A 19,356-nucleotide genomic window follows, 5' to 3' on the forward strand; every position below is an offset into this window, starting at 1 on the left:
ATGCTAGTAGTACGCGCCATCAACGCCAATGACCTCGATGCCCTGTATGGCCTGGCCAGCCAGGTCGGCACCGGCATGACCACCCTCAAGCCGGATATGAAAATGCTGGGCGACCGCCTGGCCATCGCCTGCGCCTCGTTCGCCGAAACCATTCCGCCCGAAAAACGCGACTACATGTTCGTCATGGAGGATACGGATACGGGCCGCCTGGCCGGCGTGTGCGCCATCAAGGGCGCCGTGGGCCTGGAAGAGCCGTTCTATAACTACCGCATCGGCACCCTGGTCCATTCCAGCCGCGAGCTCGATGTGTTTACGCGCATGGAGACGCTGTACCTGTCGAACGACCTGACGGGCAGCACGGAACTGTGCTCGCTGTTTTTGCACCCTGACTACCGCAGCGGCAACAATGGCAAGCTGCTGTCGAAAAGCCGTTTCCTGTTCATCGCCCAGTTCCCGCAGCTGTTCACGGAAAAGCTGATCGCGGAAATGCGCGGCTACCAGGCGCCGGACGGCAGTTCGCCGTTCTACGAAGGCCTGGGCCGCCACTTCTTCAAGATGGATTTCCACCACGTCGACGACTTGACGAGCCTCGGTAAAAAATCGTTTATCGCCGAACTGATGCCGCGCCAGCCCATGTACGTGGCCTACCTGCCAGACGAGGCGCAGGAAGTCATCGGCAAGGTGCATCTGAGCACGGCACCAGCGCGCCGCCTGCTGGAACAGGAAGGCTTGCACTTCGAAGGCTATGTCGACATTTTCGACGCCGGCCCCGTGCTGCAGGCGCGCGTGTCCGAACTGCGCGCCATGCGCGACAGCATGCCGGCCGTGCTCGACGCCGAGGCTGCGCCTGAAGTGTGCGGCGACGTTGCCCAGGCCGAGCCTTACCTGGTGTCGAACACCGACCTGAAAGATTTCCGCATGATCGTCACCAGCGCCAATCCGCACAGCGGCAAGATCGCGCTCGACGACGATGAACTGCATCTGCTGCGCTGCCATCACGGCGACACCGTGCGCACCTTGTCACTCAACCCGAGGAAGCATCCCCATGTCTAAATCGTCGAACCTTAATTCATCCACCGCAGCATCGAACTTCATCAACGGCGCCTGGCTGCCAGGCACGGGCCGCGAATTGCTCACCATCGATCCGTCGAACGGCAAGCAGACCTGGGCCAGCCTGGAAGCGACGGAGCGGGAAGTCGAACAGGCTTGCCAGGCCGCCCGCGCCGCCTTTGAAGCGTGGGCCGACACCCCCGTCGACGAACGCATCGCCATCTGCGTGCGCTTTCGCGAACTGCTGAAGGAACATGCGGAAGCGCTGGCGCTGCTGATCTCGGAAGAAGTGGGCAAGCCGTTGTGGGAGTCGCGCACGGAAGTGGCCACCATGGCCAACAAGATCGATATCTCGGTGCAGTCGTACAACGCGCGCACGGGCATCACGCAAAGCAAGATCGCCGATGGCGACGCCGTGCTGCGCCACCGTCCGCATGGCGTGTTCGGCGTCTTCGGCCCGTACAATTTCCCTGGCCACCTGCCGAATGGCCATATCGTGCCGGCCCTGATCGCTGGTAACACCATCGTCTTCAAGCCCAGCGAGTATGCGCCGCGCACGGCCATCAAAACCGTGCAGCTGTGGCAGCAGGCCGGCTTGCCAAATGGCGTGGTCAACCTCGTCAACGGCGGGCGCGACACGGGCGTGGCGCTGGGCGCCAATCCCCACCTCGACGGCGTGCTGTTTACGGGTTCCTGCCAGACGGGCATCAGCCTGCACCGCCAGTTCGGCGGCCAGCCGGGCAAGATGCTGGCGCTGGAAATGGGCGGCAACAATGCCCTGGTCGTATGGGACGTCAAGGATGTCGACGCGGCCGTGCACCACGCGATCTTCTCCGCCTTTGTCTCGGCCGGCCAGCGCTGCACGTGCGCGCGCCGCCTGGTGGTGCAGGACAATGCTGCGGGGTCTGCCTTCGTCGCGCGCCTGGTGGAAGTAGCCGCGAAACTGGGCATCGGCGCTTCCGACGCCCAGCCGCAGCCGTTCATGGGTCCCGTGGTATCGAGTGCCGTGGCCGCGCGCCTGGTGCAGGCGCAGGCGGACATGGTCGCCAAGGGCGGCGCCATCTTGCTGCAGATGCGCCAGCTCAACCCGCAGGCGGGTTTTGTGACGGCAGGTATCGTCGACGTTACCGCTGCTACCGGCATCCCCGACGAAGAATGGTTCGGCCCCCTGCTGCAGGTGATCCGCGTGGCCGATTTCGATGCGGCCCTGAAGGTTGCCAACGCCACCGAATTCGGCCTGGCCGCGGCGCTCCTGTCGGACGATCCGGCCCTGTGGCAAACGTTCCAGACGCGCGCGCGCGCCGGCATCATCAACTGGAATCGTCCGACCACGGGCGCGGCCAGCACGGCGCCGTTCGGCGGCATCGGCAAGTCGGGCAACCACCGTCCGAGCGCCTATTACGCGGCCGATTACTGCGCCTACCCGGTCGCTTCGATCGAGAACAGCGCGCTGGAAATGCCGGCCAAGCTGTCGCCCGGCCTGAGTTTTTAAATTTTAAGGACATGCCCTCCATGCACAGCACGCGCGAATACAATTTTGACGGCCTGGTCGGGCCATCGCATAACTATGCCGGACTTTCGTTCGGCAACGTGGCCTCGTTCAGCAATGTGAAAAGCGCTTCGAATCCGAAGCAGGCCGCCTTGCAGGGCCTGGCCAAGATGCGCGCCCTGGCCGCGCGCGGCTTTGCGCAAGCCTTGCTGCCGCCGCAGGACCGGCCGAATTTCCGCCTGCTGCGCGCTATCGGTTTTACGGGCACGGACGCCGAAGTGCTGGCGCACGCCTACAAGGAGTCGCCCGTCATCCTGGCCTGCGCGTATTCCGCCTCGCCCATGTGGACGGCGAACGCCGCCACGGTCAGCCCGTCGGCGGACACGCAGGATGGCCGCGTGCATTTCACGGCCGCCAACTTGAATAACAAGCTGCACCGCGCCTTCGAGCACGCGCAGTCGGCGCGCAGCCTGCGCGCCATTTTCAGCGACGACAAGCACTTCGCCGTGCACGATGCGCTGCCGTCGACGCCGGCCTTTGGCGACGAGGGCGCGGCCAACCACACGCGTTTGGGCGCAAGCCACGGCGCGCCATCCGTTGAATTGTTCGTGTATGGTCGGGTGGAGTTCGATCCTTCCGCGCCATCGCCGAAGCGCTACCCGGCGCGCCAGACCCTGGAAGCGTCGCAAGCCGTGGCGCGCCTGCATGGCCTCGATGCGAAACGCGCCGTGTACGTGCAGCAGAACCCGGACGTGATCGACCAGGGCGTGTTCCATAACGACGTCATCGCCGTCGGCAATGGCAATGTGCTGTTCTATCACGAGCAGGCGTTTGCCGATGAAGAGGCAAGCCTGTCGCAGCTGCGCCGCGCCGTCGCCGCCACGGGCGCGCAACTCGATGCGCTGCGCGTGGACACGGGCCAGGTGCCGATCCAGGATGCGGTGACCAGCTATCTGTTCAACAGCCAGCTGCTGACGAAAGAGGGCGGCAAGATGGCGCTGGTGATACCGCAGGAATGCCAGGAAAACCGCGCCGTGTCGCGCTACCTGGAAGGCCTGGTGGCCAGCGGTGGACCCATCGATGAACTGATACATTTCGACCTGCGCCAGAGCATGCGCAACGGCGGCGGGCCCGCCTGCCTGCGTTTGCGCGTGGCCCTGACGGAAACCGAGGCGCGCGCCATGCACCAGGGCGTGATCATGACGGAAACGCTGTACCATCGGCTGGTGCAGTGGGTGGACAAACACTACCGCGACCATCTGGAGCCGGGCGACCTGGCCGATCCGCAACTGGCGCTGGAAGTGCATGCGGCGCTTGAAGAATTGACGATCATCCTCAACTTACCTGGATTGTACGACTTGTAGGCGATAGAAAAACACACAGAAAATCCGAGACAGACTATCCGCAACACAGAATTGGACGGGCGACCCCCGTCTCTTGACACCGCTGCCGCCCAGCCACAAGCCCGAACGACAGCGTTGGACATTCACATTACCGTAATGGAGATGCAAGATGAATCACACGCCACAAGATTTGCGTACACAAACGCTGGAGTTGATTAACGCGGCTGGCAATGCAGGCAAGGCGGCAGCGCCTGTCGTGCAGCTGGTGCAGGCATGGCTCGACTCGCTCGACGCCGAAGACCTGGCCGATATCGCGCCCGACAGCCTGGCACCGGTGCTGGTCGACGGCTTCACGCAAGCGGCCAAGCGCACCGGCAGCGGCTGCCAGATCGCCACCCTGCGTTATGCGGATGGCCGTGGCGGTATGGCGAGCGCCTTGCTGATCCTGAACGAAGACATGCCTTACCTGGTCGACTCCATCGTCATGGCCATGCGCCGCCAGCACCTGGCAGTGCGCGGCGTGATGAACACCGTGCTGCCCGTGCGCCGCGCCGCTGACGGCAGCGTCGAAGCGGTGCGCCAGCCGGGCGACCCGCTCGAATCGTATGTGCTGGTGCTGCTCGACGAAGAGCTGGCGCCGGAAGCCCTGGCTGCGCTGGTCGCCGCCCTGGAGACGGTCGCGCGTGACGCCGCGGTGGTGCGCCGCGATAGCGCCGCCATGAGCGAGCGCCTGGCCGCTGTCGCCACGACTGCCGCCCAGCATGGCGAAGAAGGCGCGGAAGTGGCCGCCTTCCTGGAATGGGCGCGCAGCGGCGGCTTTGAAGTGTTCGGCTACGCCTACTATCGCGTCAAGCCGGGCGTGCGCGAACTCGAACGCGACATCCCGAGCCGCGTCGGCGTGCTGCAGGATACGGCGCACCCCGTCTACGGCACCTGCCTGGCGAATATCCCGGGCGACTTCGACACCCTGGCCAAGCGCGGCTCGGCGCTGTCCATCGTCAAGGCTGACGTGGCAGGCACTTTGCACCGCGACCAGCAGCTGGACTTCATCGGCGTGCGCGACATGGATGCGCAAGGAGCGATCCTGGGCGAGCATTGCTTCGTCGGCCTGTTCACCCGCGCCGGCAATTCCACTCCGCTGGCGGCACTGCCGTTTGCGCGCGGCCGCGTGGCCAAGGTACTGAGCCTGGCCGGCGTGCGCCAGCAAGGCTTCCGCGCCGAGAAATTCCGCGAAATCCTCGAATCCCTGCCGCGCACGGAAGCGCTGGAAGCGGACCTCGACTGGCTGGCGCAAGTGTGCGGCGCCGTCGTCTCGCTGTACAAGCAGCCGCGCACCAAGGTCTTCGCGCGCCGCGACGTGTACGCGCGCCACCTGAACGTGCTGGTCTACCTGCCGCGCGAGCGCTACAGCGCCAGCGTGGCATCGAGCCTGGCAAAGGCCCTGCAAGCCAGTTCCGGCGCCACGCATGTGAGCACGCAGACCCTGGTGGCCGACGGCCCGCTGGCGCGCGTCTACCTGATCGCCCACGCCGCGCGCTACCCGCTGGACCTGGAAACGGACATCGAACAGCCGCTCCTGAGCGTGCTCGATGGCTGGCATAACGGCTTTGCCGCCGTGGCCGACGCCGTGCCCGACGTGGCCCTGCGCACCAGCCTGCGTAAACTCTGCGCTACCTTGCCGCTCGATTACGTGGCCGCCACCGCGCCGGCCGTCGCCTTCCGCGACCTCGACACCATCCTGCGCAACACCGATCCGGCGCACGTGGCCGTGCGCATCGAAACGGGCGCCGTTACCACCATCCGTTTGTACTCGGCCAACAAGGTGCCGCCGCTGTCGACCATCCTGCCGGCCTTGCACAATGCCGGCGTGGCGATCGACCGCGAACAGGCGTATTCGGTTTCGCTGTCCGACGGCACGCGCTATTTCGTCACCAGCCTGACGGTCGATGCCGCCAGCGCGGCGAAACTGGCGCAGCCATCCGTCGTCGCCGTGGCGCAGGAACTGTTTGCCGCCCTGTTCAACGACACGGCTGAAGATGGCCGCCTGAATGGCCTCGTCATCGAAGGCGGCTTGTCGACGCGCGAAGTGCAACTGGTGCGCGCCTACACCAGCTACTGGCGCCAGACGGGCAGCCGCTTCTCGGTGCGCTACATTGCCGAAAGCCTGCGCAAGCAGCCGGCCCAGGTCAAAGCCCTGGTCGAAGCCTTCCTGCAGCGCTTCGATCCAGCGCTGTCCGACGCGCAGCACGCGGCCGCCCTGGAAAGCATCGCCGCCATCAAGGCCGGCCTGCCCTCCGTGAACCATGCCGATACCGAGGAAATCCTCGGCGCGCTGGCCGACCTGATGGCCGCCACCCTGCGCACCAGCTACTTCCAGAACAATCAAGCCGGCGACAAGATCATCTTCAAGTTCGACACCAGCAGCCTGGCGCTGGTGCCGGAACCGCGTCCTTACCGCGAGATTTTCGTCTTCTCGCGCCGCTTTGAAGGCGTGCACCTGCGCGGCGGCCCTGTCGCCCGTGGCGGCTTGCGCTGGTCCGACCGCATGGAAGACTACCGCACCGAAGTACTGGGCCTCGTCAAGGCCCAGATGGTCAAAAACGCCGTCATCGTGCCGGCCGGCGCGAAGGGTGGTTTTGTCTGCAAGATGATGCCGAAGGACGCCGTGCGCGAAACCATCGCGGCTGAAGGCGAAGCCGTGTACCGCCTGTTCATTTCCAGCTTGCTGGAAGTGACGGACAACCGCTCGCTGGGCAATATCGTCCCGCCAGTCGATACCGTGTGCTTCGATGAAGCCGATCCATACCTGGTGGTCGCTGCCGACAAGGGCACGGCCACGTTCTCGGACATCGCCAACGGCATCGCCGTGCAGCGCGGCTTCTGGCTCGGCGACGCGTTCGCCTCGGGCGGCTCAAACGGCTATGACCACAAGAAGCTGGGCATCACCGCCAAGGGCGCATTCGAAGCCGTGAAGCGCCACTTCTATGAAATGGACCACGACCTCAATACCACCCCGATCACCATGGTCGGCGTGGGCGACATGTCGGGCGACGTGTTCGGCAACGGCGTACTGCTGTCGCGCCAGCTGAAACTGGTGGCCGCATTCGACCACCGCCACATCTTCCTCGACCCGACACCGGACGTCGCCGTCTCGTTCGAAGAACGCGCGCGCCTGTTCGCCTTGCCGCGCTCCTCGTGGGACGACTACAACAAGGACTTGATCTCGGCAGGCGGCGGCGTGTATCCGCGTTCAAGCCGCACCATCGAGCTGTCGCCGCAGATCCGCGCCGCGCTCGATATTCAGGAGACCTCGCTGGCGCCGGAAGAACTGATGCACCGCATCCTGAAGTCGCCCGTGGACCTGTTCTACAACGGCGGCATCGGCACCTACATCAAGGCTTCCACGGAGACGCACGCGCAAGTGAAGGACCGCGCGAATGACCATATCCGCGTCAGCGGCAATGAGCTGCGCGTGAAGGTCGTGGCGGAAGGGGGGAATTTGGGTGCGACGCAGGCCGGCCGCATCGAATTCGCGCTGGCGGGCGGACGCATCTTTACCGATGCGATCGACAACTCGGCCGGCGTGGATTGCTCGGACCATGAAGTGAACGTGAAAATCTGGCTGGACGTGGAAGTCAATGCGGGCAAGCTGACGGAAGAGGAACGCAATCGCGAGCTGTATGCGATGACGGACGACGTCGAACGCCTGGTCTTGCGCGACAACACGCAGCAGACGCATTTGCTGGTACGCGAGTTGCAGGCGCAAAGCGAAGGCGCCGTGCAGGATGGCTATGCCGCACTGATCGCCAGCCTGGAAGAAGAGGGCGCCCTGTCGCGCGAGCTGGAGCAACTGCCGTCGGTGGCCGAACTGGCTCGCCGCAAGCTCGATAACCGTGGCTTGACCACGCCGGAGCTGGCGGTGGTGATCGCCAACGTGAAGAACCGCTTCAAGCGCATCCTGTCCGCGCTGCCGTTGACGGATGAAACGTGGGCCGAGCCGGTGCTCAAGCCTTACTTCCCATCCTTGCTGGTGGAAACCCGTTCGGCGCTCGACCACCCGCTGGCCAACGCCATCCTGGCGACCGTGCTGGCGAATGAAGTGATCAACCGCTGCGGTCCGCTGATGATCCGCAACCTGGCGGCGGAACACGGCGTGGACGAGTCCAGCGTGATCCTGGCCTGGGGCCAGGCCTGGGTGGCGCTGAACCTGGCGCCCGTGTTCGACGCGCTCGACGCCGATGCGCTGACGGTGCCGCGCGACGTGTCGATCAAGGTCGACGCGCAAACGCGCGTGCTGCAGCAAACGATGATCGCCGGTGTCCTGTCCGTGCCGGCCGAGCAATTGCGCGGCGCCGGCCTGGCCGAACTCACGCGCCTGTTTGGTGCGGAATCGAAGCGCGAGCTGCTGAAAGCCGTCGGCATCAAGTCGGAAGCAGCGCTGGTGCCGGGCCTGACGCCGGCCTTCGTCCAGGCGTGGGATGCGGTCGATGCGCTGGAAGTCGTCGCCGGCTTCCTGTTCCCGGCCCTGTCCGTGCCGCGTCCTGCGGCGATGGACCTGTCCGCCTTCCTGCAAGTGGGCCTGGCCCTGCGCAGCCAGGCGGGCATCGACACCCTGGAACGTGGCCTGAAGCTGGCCGCGCAAGGCAAGTCGCAGGAACAGTTGCGCAACTACGCGCAGCAAGCCCTGCGCCGCACGCAACAGCGTCTGCTGACGCAGGTGCTGGCGCGCGCCGAGCAAGGCAATGCCGGCCAGGCCGTCGATGCCGTGACGGGCGCGCTGGGCCTGTCGGCCTATGTGGCGGCGACGGAACTGGAGCAAGCCATGCTGGACGTGTGGACCTTGTCGGAAGCCGTGAATAAAATCACGGCGAAATCCACAGCGGAAGCGGCGGTGTAATGACGCAAGAAGTACGACAAGCTGGACAGGGCGCTGGCGGCTTGCCGCCGGCCGTGCAGGCGTTGGCGCAGGCCGATTTCAGCGGCGTGGCGCAGTTGTTCGCCAACGCCGGTTTTACGGTGGCCTTGCCGGCGCCCGGCATGCTGCAGGTCGTCAAGCCGGGAGAAGGGCGCGCCAGCGTGGCCGTCTCGGTGGGCGTGCATGGCGACGAAACGGGGCCGATCGAAGTGCTGGCGCATCTGCTCGACGCGCTGTCGCGCGATGCATCGACGCTGGCCGTCGACCTGCTTGTCTGCGTGGGCAATGTCGATGCGATCCGGGCCGGCAAGCGTTTCATCGACGCCGACCTGAATCGCATGTTCCGCCCCGTGCGGGGGAGCCTGGCGCAAGCGGCGGAAAGCGCGCGCGCCGATGAAATGATCGCCGCCACGGCAGCGTTCTTTGAAACGGCCGGTCCCGTGCGCTGGCACCTGGATTTGCACACGGCCATCCGGCCTTCCGTGTACCCCACGTTTGCCATCGTGCCCGACCTGGTGGCCGACGACGCCAAGGCGCAGCTGATAGCCTGGCTGGGCCAGGCGTCCATCGGCGCCATCATCATGAACCCGCAATCGGCCGGCACCTACAGTTATTATTCGGCCGAGCATTTCGGCGCGGCCGCCAGCACGGTGGAACTGGGCCGCGTGGGAACCCTGGGGCAGAACGATCTGTCCCTGTTCGACGACGTGTCGCGGGCGCTGGACGGCTTGCTGCGCGGCTTGCCTGCGCAACCGGTCAAGGCAGCGCCGCACGTGTTCAAGGTGGCGCAGGAAATCATCAAGCACAGCGATGAGTTCCGCATGGCGTTTGACCGCAGCACGCAAAATTTCACGTCCCTGCCGCAGCATGCCGTGATCGCCAGCGATGGCGAGCAGGTGTACACGGTGCAGCATGCGGAAGAACTGGTGGTGTTTCCGAACCCGGACGTGCGCGTGGGCTTGCGCGCGGGGCTGATGGTGGTGCGCGTCTCTTGATTGTCCAGTAATCGTCTAGCCTCACAGGCGCCAGCCGGGAAAACCCGCCTGGCGCTTTTTCATGGGAAAAATGCCGCACGGAAATAATTATCCATTAGGCAATCAGTTGATTTAAAATATTTACCCTTTGCAATTTTTTGGACCGATCATGTTGAAACGCCTGCTGACAGCCCTGCTGTGCCTGACCCTTTCCAGCCTGACGGCTGCCGCCCCCGCCGAAGAGAAGGCAGCCGCACCGGAAATGACGGCCGAGCAATTCCTTGCCCAGTTGCACCTGCAGCGCGGCAAGATCACCTTGCCAGGCGGCATCGCCACCCTGGATTTGCCCGCCAGCTTCCGTTATTTGTCGCCGGCGGACGCCGAGCGCGTGCTGGTCGATGCCTGGGGTAATCCGCCAGGTATGGAATCGCTGGGCATGATCGTGCCGGCCAAGACCAGCGTGCTCGAGCGCGACAGCTGGGGCGTGGTGGTGACGTATGAAAAGGAAGGGCATATCAAGGATGACGATGCGGACAGCATCAAGTACGACGAATTGCTCAAGGATATGCAGGCGTCCGTGCTGGAAAATAATGCGGAGCGCAAGAAGCAGGGTTATCCCGGCATCCATCTGATGGGCTGGGCGGAAAAACCCAGCTACGCCAAGGATACGCACAAGCTGTACTGGGCCAAGGATTTGATGGTCGATGGCGGCGAGCATTCGCTGAACTACAACGTGCGCGTGCTGGGCCGCGAAGGCGTGCTGAACCTGAACGCGATTGCCAGCATGCAGCAGATCGAGGCGATCAAGAAAGAGATGCAGCAAGTGACGGCGTTCACGGAATTTACAGACGGTAACCGCTATACGGATTTCGACAGCAAGACGGACAAGGTGGCTGAATATGGCCTGGCGGCGCTGGTGGCCGGCGGCGTGGCCAGCAAGCTGGGCTTGTTTGGCAAGCTGCTGGCGCTGCTGCTGGCCTTCAAGAAAGTGCTGTTGCTGGCGCTGGTGGGCGGCGGCGCGGCCATCGTCAAGTTTTTGGGCGGCAAGCGCAAGGAAAAGCAGGCGCCGCAGGCCGAACCTGCGGAACAGCCCGGCCATGCGCCGGATGGCAAGGTGAATCTGGAAAAGTAGAACGAACTGAGCTGATCCGTGCGTCGGCGCACATGCGCGCCCTGCCGGATAACAGCGCCTCGGGTACACTGGCTCATCGTTCACTATCAGGAGTTCGCCATGTCCGTGTCCATGTATCAGGCAACCATTCCCGTCTTCATCCGCGGCTTGCGGGTCGTTTCGGCCCTGCTGGAAAAAGCGCAAGCCCATGTGGAGGAAGATGGCATCGTGCCCGAGATTCTACTGGGCGCGCAGCTGGCGCCCGACATGCTGGACCTGACGGCGCAGGTGCAGCGCGCCAGCGATACGTCGAAGATGTCGGTCGAACGCCTGAGCGGTGTGCCGGCGCCGAAGTTCGAGGATAACGAGGCATCGTTCGAGCAGCTGCAAGAGCGCATCGCCAACACCATCGCCTATATCGACAGCGTGAATGCGGGCCAGATGGCGGGCAGCGCGCAGAAGGAAGTCGTGCTGAACTGGACGGACGAGGGAACGACATTCTCGGGCGACAATTACCTGCTCAGCTTTGCCTTGCCGAACTTCTATTTCCACGTTTCCATGGTCCATGCCATTCTGAGGAACAATGGCGTGGCCGTGGGCAAGCTTGACTATCTTGGCCCTTACGATTGACAGGCCTGAAAAACCGTCGCGAGCGGCGATGATTTGTGGCCGAGAAGCGCAACTGTGCTGAAGCACAGTGAGCATCGCAGGCCGCAAAGCGCGACGCGCAGCAGGTTTTTTATCGCTGTGGCTGCTGTTGGACCTGGTTCTGCACAGCATTGCCCAGCATGCCGCCGCCGATTACGCCGGCCACCGTCGCCAGCGCCTTGCCGCGGCCGCCACCGACCTGATTGCCGATCAAGCCGCCGATGACGGCGCCCGTGCCGATGCCCACGTAGTTGGGTTGTGCCGGTGCTGGCGCAGGCACTGGCTGCGGCTGGCGCACGGGTTCGCGGTAGGCTGTCTCGCGGTAGCCATCGTCATTGTAGGCAGGACGCGATTGCGCCACTTGCGTATGGTGCACGACGCGCTTGCGCACGACAGGCGCCGGAGCTGGTGCCGGAGCCGCTTGCGCGACGACAGGCGCGGCTACCGGTGCAGTCACGGGCGCTGCCAGGGCAGCGGCGCTGGCCGGCGTCATGGCGGCCACGTCGGCAGGCACGTTCGCCCGCGAATTGGGCAGGATGCCGGCGATGGACGCTGCGCCCACCAGGCACAGGACCGTCACGGAAATGGCGGCGCCGGCCATCAAGGGGTGGATGCGGCTGGCGGTAGTCGTCGTGTTCATGTGTTCTCCTGGGGTGGCACTGCGGGTGTTATTGATGTGTCCAGATTAACGGTCTCCTTGCCGCAAGGCTAGACGGTGCGCTGTATCAAACGTAAGCAGGTGTAAGGCCCCGATCGCCAAAGCGCAGTAGAATCGGTGCTTCCCCTTTTCCGGAGTCCGCCATGAGCCAGCTATTCACGCCGTATGCACTGGGGCCGCTGCAGGTGGCCAACCGCATCGCCATCGCGCCCATGTGCCAGTACTCGGCCGACAACGGCAACGCCACCGACTGGCATATGATCCACCTGGGCCACCTGGCCCTGTCCGGCGCGGGCTTGCTGATGACGGAAGCGACGGCCGTCTCGCCCGAGGGGCGCATCTCGGCCGAAGACCTGGGCCTGTGGTCGGACGCGAACCAGGCGGCGCTGGCCAAGGTGGTGCAGGCGATCCGCCGCCACTCTCCGATTCCGCTGGTGGTGCAACTGGGCCATGCGGGACGCAAGGCGTCGAGCCGCGCGCCATGGGAGGGCGGCGCCTGCGTGCACCTGGCCGAGGGCGGCTGGCAAACGGTGGCGCCGTCGGCCATCGCCCACGCACCCGGCGAAACCGTGCCGATCGCCCTGGACGAGATGGGTTTGCTGCAAATCAAGGGCGCCTTTGTCGCGGCCGCCCAGCGCGTGCATGCGCTGGGCATCGAGGGCATCGAACTGCATGCGGCGCACGGTTATCTGCTGCACCAGTTCCTCTCGCCGCTGTCCAATCACCGTACCGACGCGTATGGCGGCAGCCTGGAAAACCGCATGCGTTTTCCGCTGGAAGTGTATGAAGCCGTGCGCGCCGCCGTGCCCGACAGCGTGGCCGTGGGCGTGCGCCTTTCCGCCACCGACTGGGTCGATGGCGGCTGGGAAATCGAACAAAGCGTGCGCTTCGCGCAGGAACTCAAGCAGCTGGGCGCCGACTTCATCCACGTCTCCAGCGGTGGCATTTCGCCCCAGCAGCAAATTCCCGTGAGTCCCGGCTACCAGGTGGCGTTTGCCGAGCGCATCAAGCGCGACAGCGGCTTGCCCACCATCAGCGTGGGCTTGATCACGGAAGCGCAGCAGGCGGAAGACATCATCGCCAACGGCCAGTCCGACATGGTGGCGCTGGCGCGCGCCATCCTGTTCGACCCGCGCTGGCCATGGCACGCGGCGGCCCAGCTGGGCGCACAGGTGCAGGCGCCACCGCAGTACTGGCGTTCGCAGCCGCGCGAGTACAAGCACCTGTTCGGCGACACGACCCTGGGCCAGCGCTGACCCGGCTGTCTCTGCTACACTGACGCTTCTTTTCCATTTCTCCAGGACGCTTCGACATGCGCCATTGATACTGCCGTGCTGTGCACGGCCTCGCCCATCCCGCCACAGCGCCTTGCGCCGCGCGGGTTCGCCAGCCCTGTCTGCACGTACAAGGAGTATCCATGCCCGCATTACTACAACTCGACCGTGTTTCCTGTGTGCTGCCCGATGGCCGCACCCTGTTTTCCGATTTGCAATTTTCCTTTGCCCCGCAACGTATCGGCCTCGTCGGCGATAACGGTGTGGGCAAGAGCGTGCTGGCGCGCCTGCTGGCGGGCCAGGCGCAGCCGTCTTCCGGCGCCGCGCGCTGTGACGGCAGCGTGCATTACGTGGCGCAGGAACTTGATCCGCAGCACTATCCCACCGTGGCGGCCCTCGCTGGCGTGACCAGCCTGCTGGCGGCGCTGGCGCGCATCGCGCAAGGCAGCATCGACGAAGCCGATTATGCCCTCGTGGGCGAACGCTGGGATGCCCATGCGCGCCTGCGCCAGGCGCTCGATGCGCTCGATTTGCGCCATGTGGATGTCGATACGCCAACGGCCAGCCTGAGCGGCGGCGAGCTCCAGCGCATCGCCCTGCAAGGCGCCTGGCTGTCGCAGGCGGACTGGCTGGTGCTCGATGAACCGAGCAACCATCTCGATGCGCAGCAGCGCGCCCGCCTGGTGGCGCAGATGGCGCGCTGGCCTGGCGGCTTGCTGCTGGTCAGCCATGACCGCGGCTTGCTCGAGCACGTCGATGAAATCGCCGAACTGTCGCCGCAGGGCTTGCGCAGCTATGGCGGCAATTACGCGATGTATGCGCAGCAGCGCGCGCTGGAGCAGGCCGGTTTTGCGGCCGCCCTGCAGGCGGAAAAGGCCGGCGCCAGACGCGAACAGCGCGAAGCGCAGCAGCAGGCAGAACGGCAACAGAAACGGGTGGTGCGCGGCGAACGCGAGGGTCGCGAAGGCAATCAAAGCAAGCTCCTGCTCGACGCGCGCAAGGAGAAAAGCCAGGATAGCCAGGGCAGGCTGCGCGTGCGCGCGCAAGAGGCGCAGCAGGCGCGCCAGCAAAGGGTGATGGACGCCAGCGCCCGCTGCGCGCCCGAGGCCGAACGGTTGCTGCTGGCACCCCAGAGTGCCGTGCCGAACGGCAAGCTGCTGCTGGAGCTGCGCGAATTGCTCTTGCCGCATGGCCAGGCGCACGCCATCAACCTGGTACTGAACGGGCCGCGCCGCCTGGCCGTGACGGGCGACAATGGCAGCGGCAAGTCGACCCTGCTGCGCGTGATCGCCGGACAGCTGGCGCCCGCCAGCGGCGAACTGCGCTGCCATGCCAGGGTAGCCTGGCTGGACCAGCATGCGGGACTGCAGGACGGCGAGTGGAGCGCCGTGCAGCGCTTGCAGGAACGCCATAGCAGCATGCCGGAAGGCGAGCTGCGCACGCGGCTGGCGCTGCTGGGCATTGCCGGCGCGCGCGCCACCATGCCCAGCCGTTTGCTCAGCGGCGGCGAGCGCATGAAGGTGGCGCTGGCGGCCGAGCTGTATGCGCAGGCGCCGCCGCAACTGTTGCTGCTTGACGAGCCTGACAACCATCTGGACCTGGCCAGCCTGCAGGCGCTGGAGCAGATGCTGCTGCAATATCAGGGCGCGTTACTTGTGGTTTCGCACGACCAGGCATTTCTGGATGCGATAAACCTTGACCCGGAGGGCTTGACATTGCACAAGTGACAATTTAATGAAAAAAGTCACGCTCGATGCCTGTAGAGCATGCTTCATGAACCGATGCTGAATTTTGTTTGATTGTCGGTATAATCCACTGAATAACCGGGCCTATTTGTGAACTAAAACTGCTGGTTCACCAATATGATGACGTTTAATCTGGCACTGTTGTCGGTCACTGCCGCGCTGCCAGGGCGTCATCCTCCGTGCCCTGCCGTGCATGAATTTTGGTTTCGCTTATATTGTTTTCTTGGAGAAATAGCATGTCGTTTTACGAAAAACTCAAAGCCCTCAACATCGAACTGCCAGTCGTTGCCGCACCAGCTGCCGCCTACGTGATGCATGCCCGCACGGGCAACACCGTCTTCCTGTCCGGCCACCTGGCCAAGAAGGATGGCAAGGTCTGGGTGGGGCAGTTGGGCAAGGATGTCACGACGGAAGAAGGCAAGATCGCCGCGCGCGGCATTGCCATCGAACTGATCGCCACCTTGCAAGACGCATGCGGCGGCGACTTGAACAAGGTCAAGCGCATCGTCAAGGTCATGAGCCTGGTCAATTCCACTTCCACATTCACGGAACAGCACCTGGTGACGAATGGCGCCTCGGAACTGTTCGTCGAAGTCTTCGGCGACAGCGGCAAGCACGCCCGCTCCGCCTTCGGCGTGGCGCAAATCCCGCTGGGCGCTTGCGTCGAGATCGAGCTGATCGCCGAACTGGCCTGATCATCTGAACATGCCGGCGCTTGCCGCCGGCGCGCCTTTTCCTTCTTTCCAGCAAGAGCGGAACCGCCATTGGGGTGGAGGGATCGGTGTATTCAAGAAAAAAACGGAGACACGTAATGAAAACGAGTGAACAAGGCTTGCACCGCGGCCTGGGCGAGCGGCAGATCCGCCTGATGGCGCTGGGTGCCGCGATTGGCGTGGGCCTGTTTTTGGGTTCCGGCAACGCCATCAAGATGGCCGGCCCCGGCATCATGCTGTCGTATATCATCGGTGGCGCGGTCATCTTCATGATCATGCGCGCGCTGGGCGAAATGGCCGTGCACAATCCCGTGGCCGGCTCCTTCAGCCGCTATGCCCAGGATTACCTGGGTCCCCTGCAAGGCTATCTGACGGGCTGGAACTACTGGTTCCTGTGGCTGGTCACCTGCGTGGCGGAAATTACCGCCGTTGCCATCTACATGGGCATCTGGTTCCCCGACGTGCCGCGCTGGATCTGGGCCCTGGCGGCCTTGGGCTCCATGGGCGCCATCAACCTGCTGGCCGTGAAAGCCTACGGCGAGTTCGAGTTCTGGTTCGCCCTGATCAAGGTGGTCACCATCATCCTGATGATCATCGGCGGCACGGGCATGATCATCTTCGGCCTGGGCAACGACGGCGTGGCCATCGGTATCTCGAACCTGTGGACGCATGGCGGCTTCTTCCCGAATGGCGCGCAGGGCGTACTGATGTCGCTGCAGATGGTGATGTTTGCCTACCTGGGCGTGGAAATGATCGGCCTGACGGCTGGCGAAGCGGCGAACCCGAAGAAATCGATTCCCGACGCCATCAATTCCGTGTTCTGGCGCATCCTGATTTTCTATGTCGGCGCGCTGTTCGTCATCCTGTCGATCTATCCATGGAATGAAATCGGCACCACCGGCAGCCCCTTCGTGATGACGTTCGAACGCCTGGGCATCAAGACGGCCGCCGGCATCATCAACTTCGTCGTGCTGACGGCGGCCTTGTCGTCGTGCAATGGCGGCATCTTCAGCACGGGCCGCATGCTGTACAACCTGGCGCTGCAAGGCCAGGCGCCCAAGGCGTTTGCGGAAACCACGGCCAGCGGCGTGCCGCGCCGCGCCATCCTGGTGTCCGTCGTGGCGCTGCTGATCGGTGTGCTGCTGAACTACATGGTGCCGGAAAAAGTGTTTATCTGGGTCACCTCGATTTCCACCTTCGGCGCCGTCTGGACCTGGGGCGTGATCCTCGTCACGCAGATCCAGTTCCGCAAGACCTTGACGCCGCTGGAAATCAAGAACCTGGCCTTCCGCATGCCGTTCGCGCCTTACGGTTCCTGGATTTCGCTGGCTTTCCTGGCGCTGGTGATCGGTTTGATGGCGTATTTCCCCGATACGCGCATCGCCCTGATGGTCGGACCAGCCTGGCTGATCCTGCTGACGGTGCTGTACTACGTACTGGGCCTGGCGCCGAAAGAGCGGCGCGATGACGTGCCGCAAGGCTACGAGGCGGGCTGGCCGCCGGCCGATGCGCCGCAGGGCAAGAAGTAATCCGGCTCGGCTGAGCTGAACCGAAAGCGCGCCCCTGCTCCAGCAGCGGCGCGCTTTTTCTTTCATATTGGCAATTCTATGTTCCCCTAGCGCCAGTGCGCGTTTTGCGGCGCACGCCTGGCGTTGTTTCCTTGCATCAAACTTCTGTTTAGCTGAGCCGATGAAAGCCCTATAATCGCTTAGTTTTGAAAATGGACGCGATCTTTCCGGTTTTTTGCCAGGTAGGGCCGGAGCGCCGTTTTTATTTGTGTTTACCCGTCATGTATCTAAGGACACTTAACAAAACCGTAGCGAGCGAATGTGCGTTGTGGCTGAGAAGCGCAGCTGTGTGAATGCACGGGGACGCCGAGTCAGCGAGCATCGCAGGCCGCAAATCACGACGCGCAGTAGGTTTTGGCAGGTGTTCAAGTGCATGCCTCATAAAGGAATGCTAGTGAGCCAAACCCTGGTCCAGAAACTTTGCCGCACCAAGCCGATCGATACCACGGTCGAATATGGTGAAGGCCTCAGCAGCAGTGGCTTGAGCCGATCCATCGGCCTGTTTTCCCTCACCATGATCGGCGTCGGCGCCACCATCGGCACGGGCATTTTCTTTACCATGGTCGAAGCCGTCCCCAAAGCGGGCCCATCGGTCGTCCTGTCTTTCCTGATCGCCGCCATCACGGCCGGCTTGACGGCCTTGTGCTATGCGGAATTGTCGTTCCGCATACCCGCCTCCGGCTCCTCGTATTCGTTTGCCTATGCCACCGTGGGCGAGTTTCTTGCCTTCATCATGGCCGCCTGTCTGCTGCTCGAATACGGATTGGCGGGCAGTGCCGTGGCCATCGGCTGGTCGTCCTACCTGAACAACTTCCTGGAAAATGCTTTCGGCTGGCACATCCCCGAGATGCTGCGCACGCCGATGATCGTTTCCGGCCCGCATGGCATGGAGTTTCATGCCGGCCACATCAACCTGCCGCCGATCTTTTTGATCTGCATGTGCGGCTTCCTGCTGCTGCGCGGCGCCAAGGAATCGGCCCTGATGAATGCCATCATGGTCATCATCAAGCTGGCGATCCTCGTATTTTTCATCGTCATCGCGTTTTCCGGCTTTAACGCCGACAATTTCTTCCCCTTCTTCAATGCCGACAACAGCAAGGGCTTTGCCGGTATGACGGGCGTCACAGCTGCGGCCGGTACTGTCTTCTTCTCCTTCATCGGCCTCGATACCGTGGCGACGGCGGGTGATGAAGTGAAAAATCCCACGCGCAACGTGCCGCGCGGCATTCTCGGCGCCTTGCTCATCGTTACCGTGTTTTATTTGCTGGTGGCCGTGGCCGCCCTCGGCGCACAGCAGGCGAAATTGTTCGAAGGCCAGGAAGCGGGCCTGGCGGTGATCCTGCAAAACGTCACGGGCAAGACCTGGCCCGCGCTGGTGCTGTCGGCCGGCGCCGTCATTTCCGTCTTCAGCGTGACCCTGGTGACGATCTACGGCCAGACGCGCATCCTGTTTGCCGTCAGCCGCGACGGCCTGATCCCGAAATCGTTCCAGAAAATCCACCCGCGCACCCTGGTGCCGGTCAGCAATACCATCATCGTTTGCCTGGTGGTGGCCGTGGTAGCCGGTTCCGTCGATGCCACGTACTTGTGGGACATGGTCAGCATCGGTACCCTGACAGCCTTCATGGTGGTCTCGATCGCCGTGCCCGTGCTGCGCCACAAGCAGGGCGCCAACCGCATCGAAGGCTTCAGCGTGCCGTTCGGCCCGTACGTGATTCCTGGCCTGAGCATCCTGGCTTGCCTGTACATCATGCGCGATTTGCCGCATACGACGTTTGTCGTGTTCAGCGTGTGGATGGCGGTGACGGTGGCCATTTACTTCCTGTACAGCATGCGGCATTCGCATCTGGGCAAGAAGGCCCGCTAAT

13 protein-coding genes are annotated in these 19,356 nt (G+C 63.8%); 12 read left to right on the top strand and 1 reads right to left on the bottom strand.

Annotated features, from left to right (window positions below):
- The 7 genes from astA to IGS58_RS00220 all read left to right on the top strand — a co-directional run bounded on the left by astA (position 1) and on the right by IGS58_RS00220 (position 11,512).
- Entirely contained in the window at positions 1 to 1,053 is a 1,053-nt protein-coding gene (gene astA / locus IGS58_RS00190; RefSeq protein ID WP_070254776.1) for an arginine N-succinyltransferase, read from the top strand.
- A complete protein-coding gene (gene astD / locus IGS58_RS00195; protein WP_230520369.1) occupies positions 1,046 to 2,542 on the top strand; it encodes a succinylglutamate-semialdehyde dehydrogenase in 1,497 nt (498 codons plus the stop codon). Before astA ends, astD begins: the two co-directional genes overlap by 8 nt.
- 20 nt (positions 2,543 to 2,562) lie before the next feature.
- Positions 2,563 to 3,903 carry an N-succinylarginine dihydrolase gene (astB, locus tag IGS58_RS00200; RefSeq protein WP_230520370.1) on the top strand — a complete coding sequence of 447 codons (1,341 nt, stop codon included), beginning with the start codon at positions 2,563 to 2,565 and terminating at the stop codon, positions 3,901 to 3,903.
- 148 nt (positions 3,904 to 4,051) lie between these two features.
- Positions 4,052 to 8,779 carry an NAD-glutamate dehydrogenase domain-containing protein gene (locus IGS58_RS00205; protein WP_230520371.1) on the top strand — a complete coding sequence of 1,576 codons (4,728 nt, stop codon included), beginning with the start codon at positions 4,052 to 4,054 and terminating at the stop codon, positions 8,777 to 8,779.
- Positions 8,779 to 9,792 carry a succinylglutamate desuccinylase gene (locus IGS58_RS00210; protein ID WP_070254770.1) on the top strand — a complete coding sequence of 338 codons (1,014 nt, stop codon included), beginning with the start codon at positions 8,779 to 8,781 and terminating at the stop codon, positions 9,790 to 9,792. Before IGS58_RS00205 ends, IGS58_RS00210 begins: the two co-directional genes overlap by 1 nt.
- 148 nt (positions 9,793 to 9,940) lie before the next feature.
- Complete coding sequence (locus tag IGS58_RS00215) at positions 9,941 to 10,903, top strand: DUF2167 domain-containing protein (protein ID WP_099389328.1); 963 nt, start codon at positions 9,941 to 9,943, stop codon at positions 10,901 to 10,903.
- A gap of 99 nt (positions 10,904 to 11,002) precedes the next feature.
- Positions 11,003 to 11,512: a DUF1993 domain-containing protein gene (locus IGS58_RS00220; protein WP_070254768.1), complete on the top strand. Its 510-nt coding sequence runs from the start codon at positions 11,003 to 11,005 to the stop codon at positions 11,510 to 11,512.
- 109 nt (positions 11,513 to 11,621) lie between these two features.
- Here IGS58_RS00220 and IGS58_RS00225 read toward each other — a convergent pair whose 3' ends face one another.
- Positions 11,622 to 12,170 (bottom strand): glycine zipper 2TM domain-containing protein, encoded by a 549-nt coding sequence (locus IGS58_RS00225; protein ID WP_230520372.1) that lies wholly within the window; start codon positions 12,168 to 12,170, stop codon positions 11,622 to 11,624.
- Positions 12,171 to 12,331: 161 nt separating this feature from the next.
- Between IGS58_RS00225 and IGS58_RS00230 the strand changes: the two genes are divergently transcribed.
- The 5 genes from IGS58_RS00230 (at position 12,332) to IGS58_RS00250 (ending at position 19,355) form a co-directional block, all read left to right on the top strand.
- Positions 12,332 to 13,444, top strand: a complete 1,113-nt coding sequence (locus tag IGS58_RS00230; protein ID WP_230520373.1) for an NADH:flavin oxidoreductase/NADH oxidase — start codon at positions 12,332 to 12,334, stop codon at positions 13,442 to 13,444.
- A 161-nt stretch (positions 13,445 to 13,605) separates the two neighbouring features.
- The gene (locus IGS58_RS00235; protein WP_230520374.1) at positions 13,606 to 15,189 is read left to right on the top strand and encodes an ATP-binding cassette domain-containing protein; all 1,584 of its coding nucleotides are present in this window, start codon (positions 13,606 to 13,608) and stop codon (positions 15,187 to 15,189) included.
- Positions 15,190 to 15,443: 254 nt separating this feature from the next.
- A complete protein-coding gene (locus tag IGS58_RS00240; protein ID WP_070254760.1) occupies positions 15,444 to 15,902 on the top strand; it encodes a RidA family protein in 459 nt (152 codons plus the stop codon).
- A gap of 116 nt (positions 15,903 to 16,018) precedes the next feature.
- On the top strand, positions 16,019 to 17,449 hold the full coding sequence (locus IGS58_RS00245; protein WP_034778907.1) for an amino acid permease: 1,431 nt from the start codon (positions 16,019 to 16,021) through the stop codon (positions 17,447 to 17,449).
- 433 nt (positions 17,450 to 17,882) lie between these two features.
- Positions 17,883 to 19,355: an amino acid permease gene (locus IGS58_RS00250; RefSeq protein ID WP_080753216.1), complete on the top strand. Its 1,473-nt coding sequence runs from the start codon at positions 17,883 to 17,885 to the stop codon at positions 19,353 to 19,355.
- Position 19,356 lies beyond the last annotated feature (1 nt).

It is taken from the genome of Janthinobacterium sp. EB271-G4-7A, from assembly GCF_020858075.1.
Classification (GTDB): domain Bacteria; phylum Pseudomonadota; class Gammaproteobacteria; order Burkholderiales; family Burkholderiaceae_D; genus Janthinobacterium; species Janthinobacterium lividum.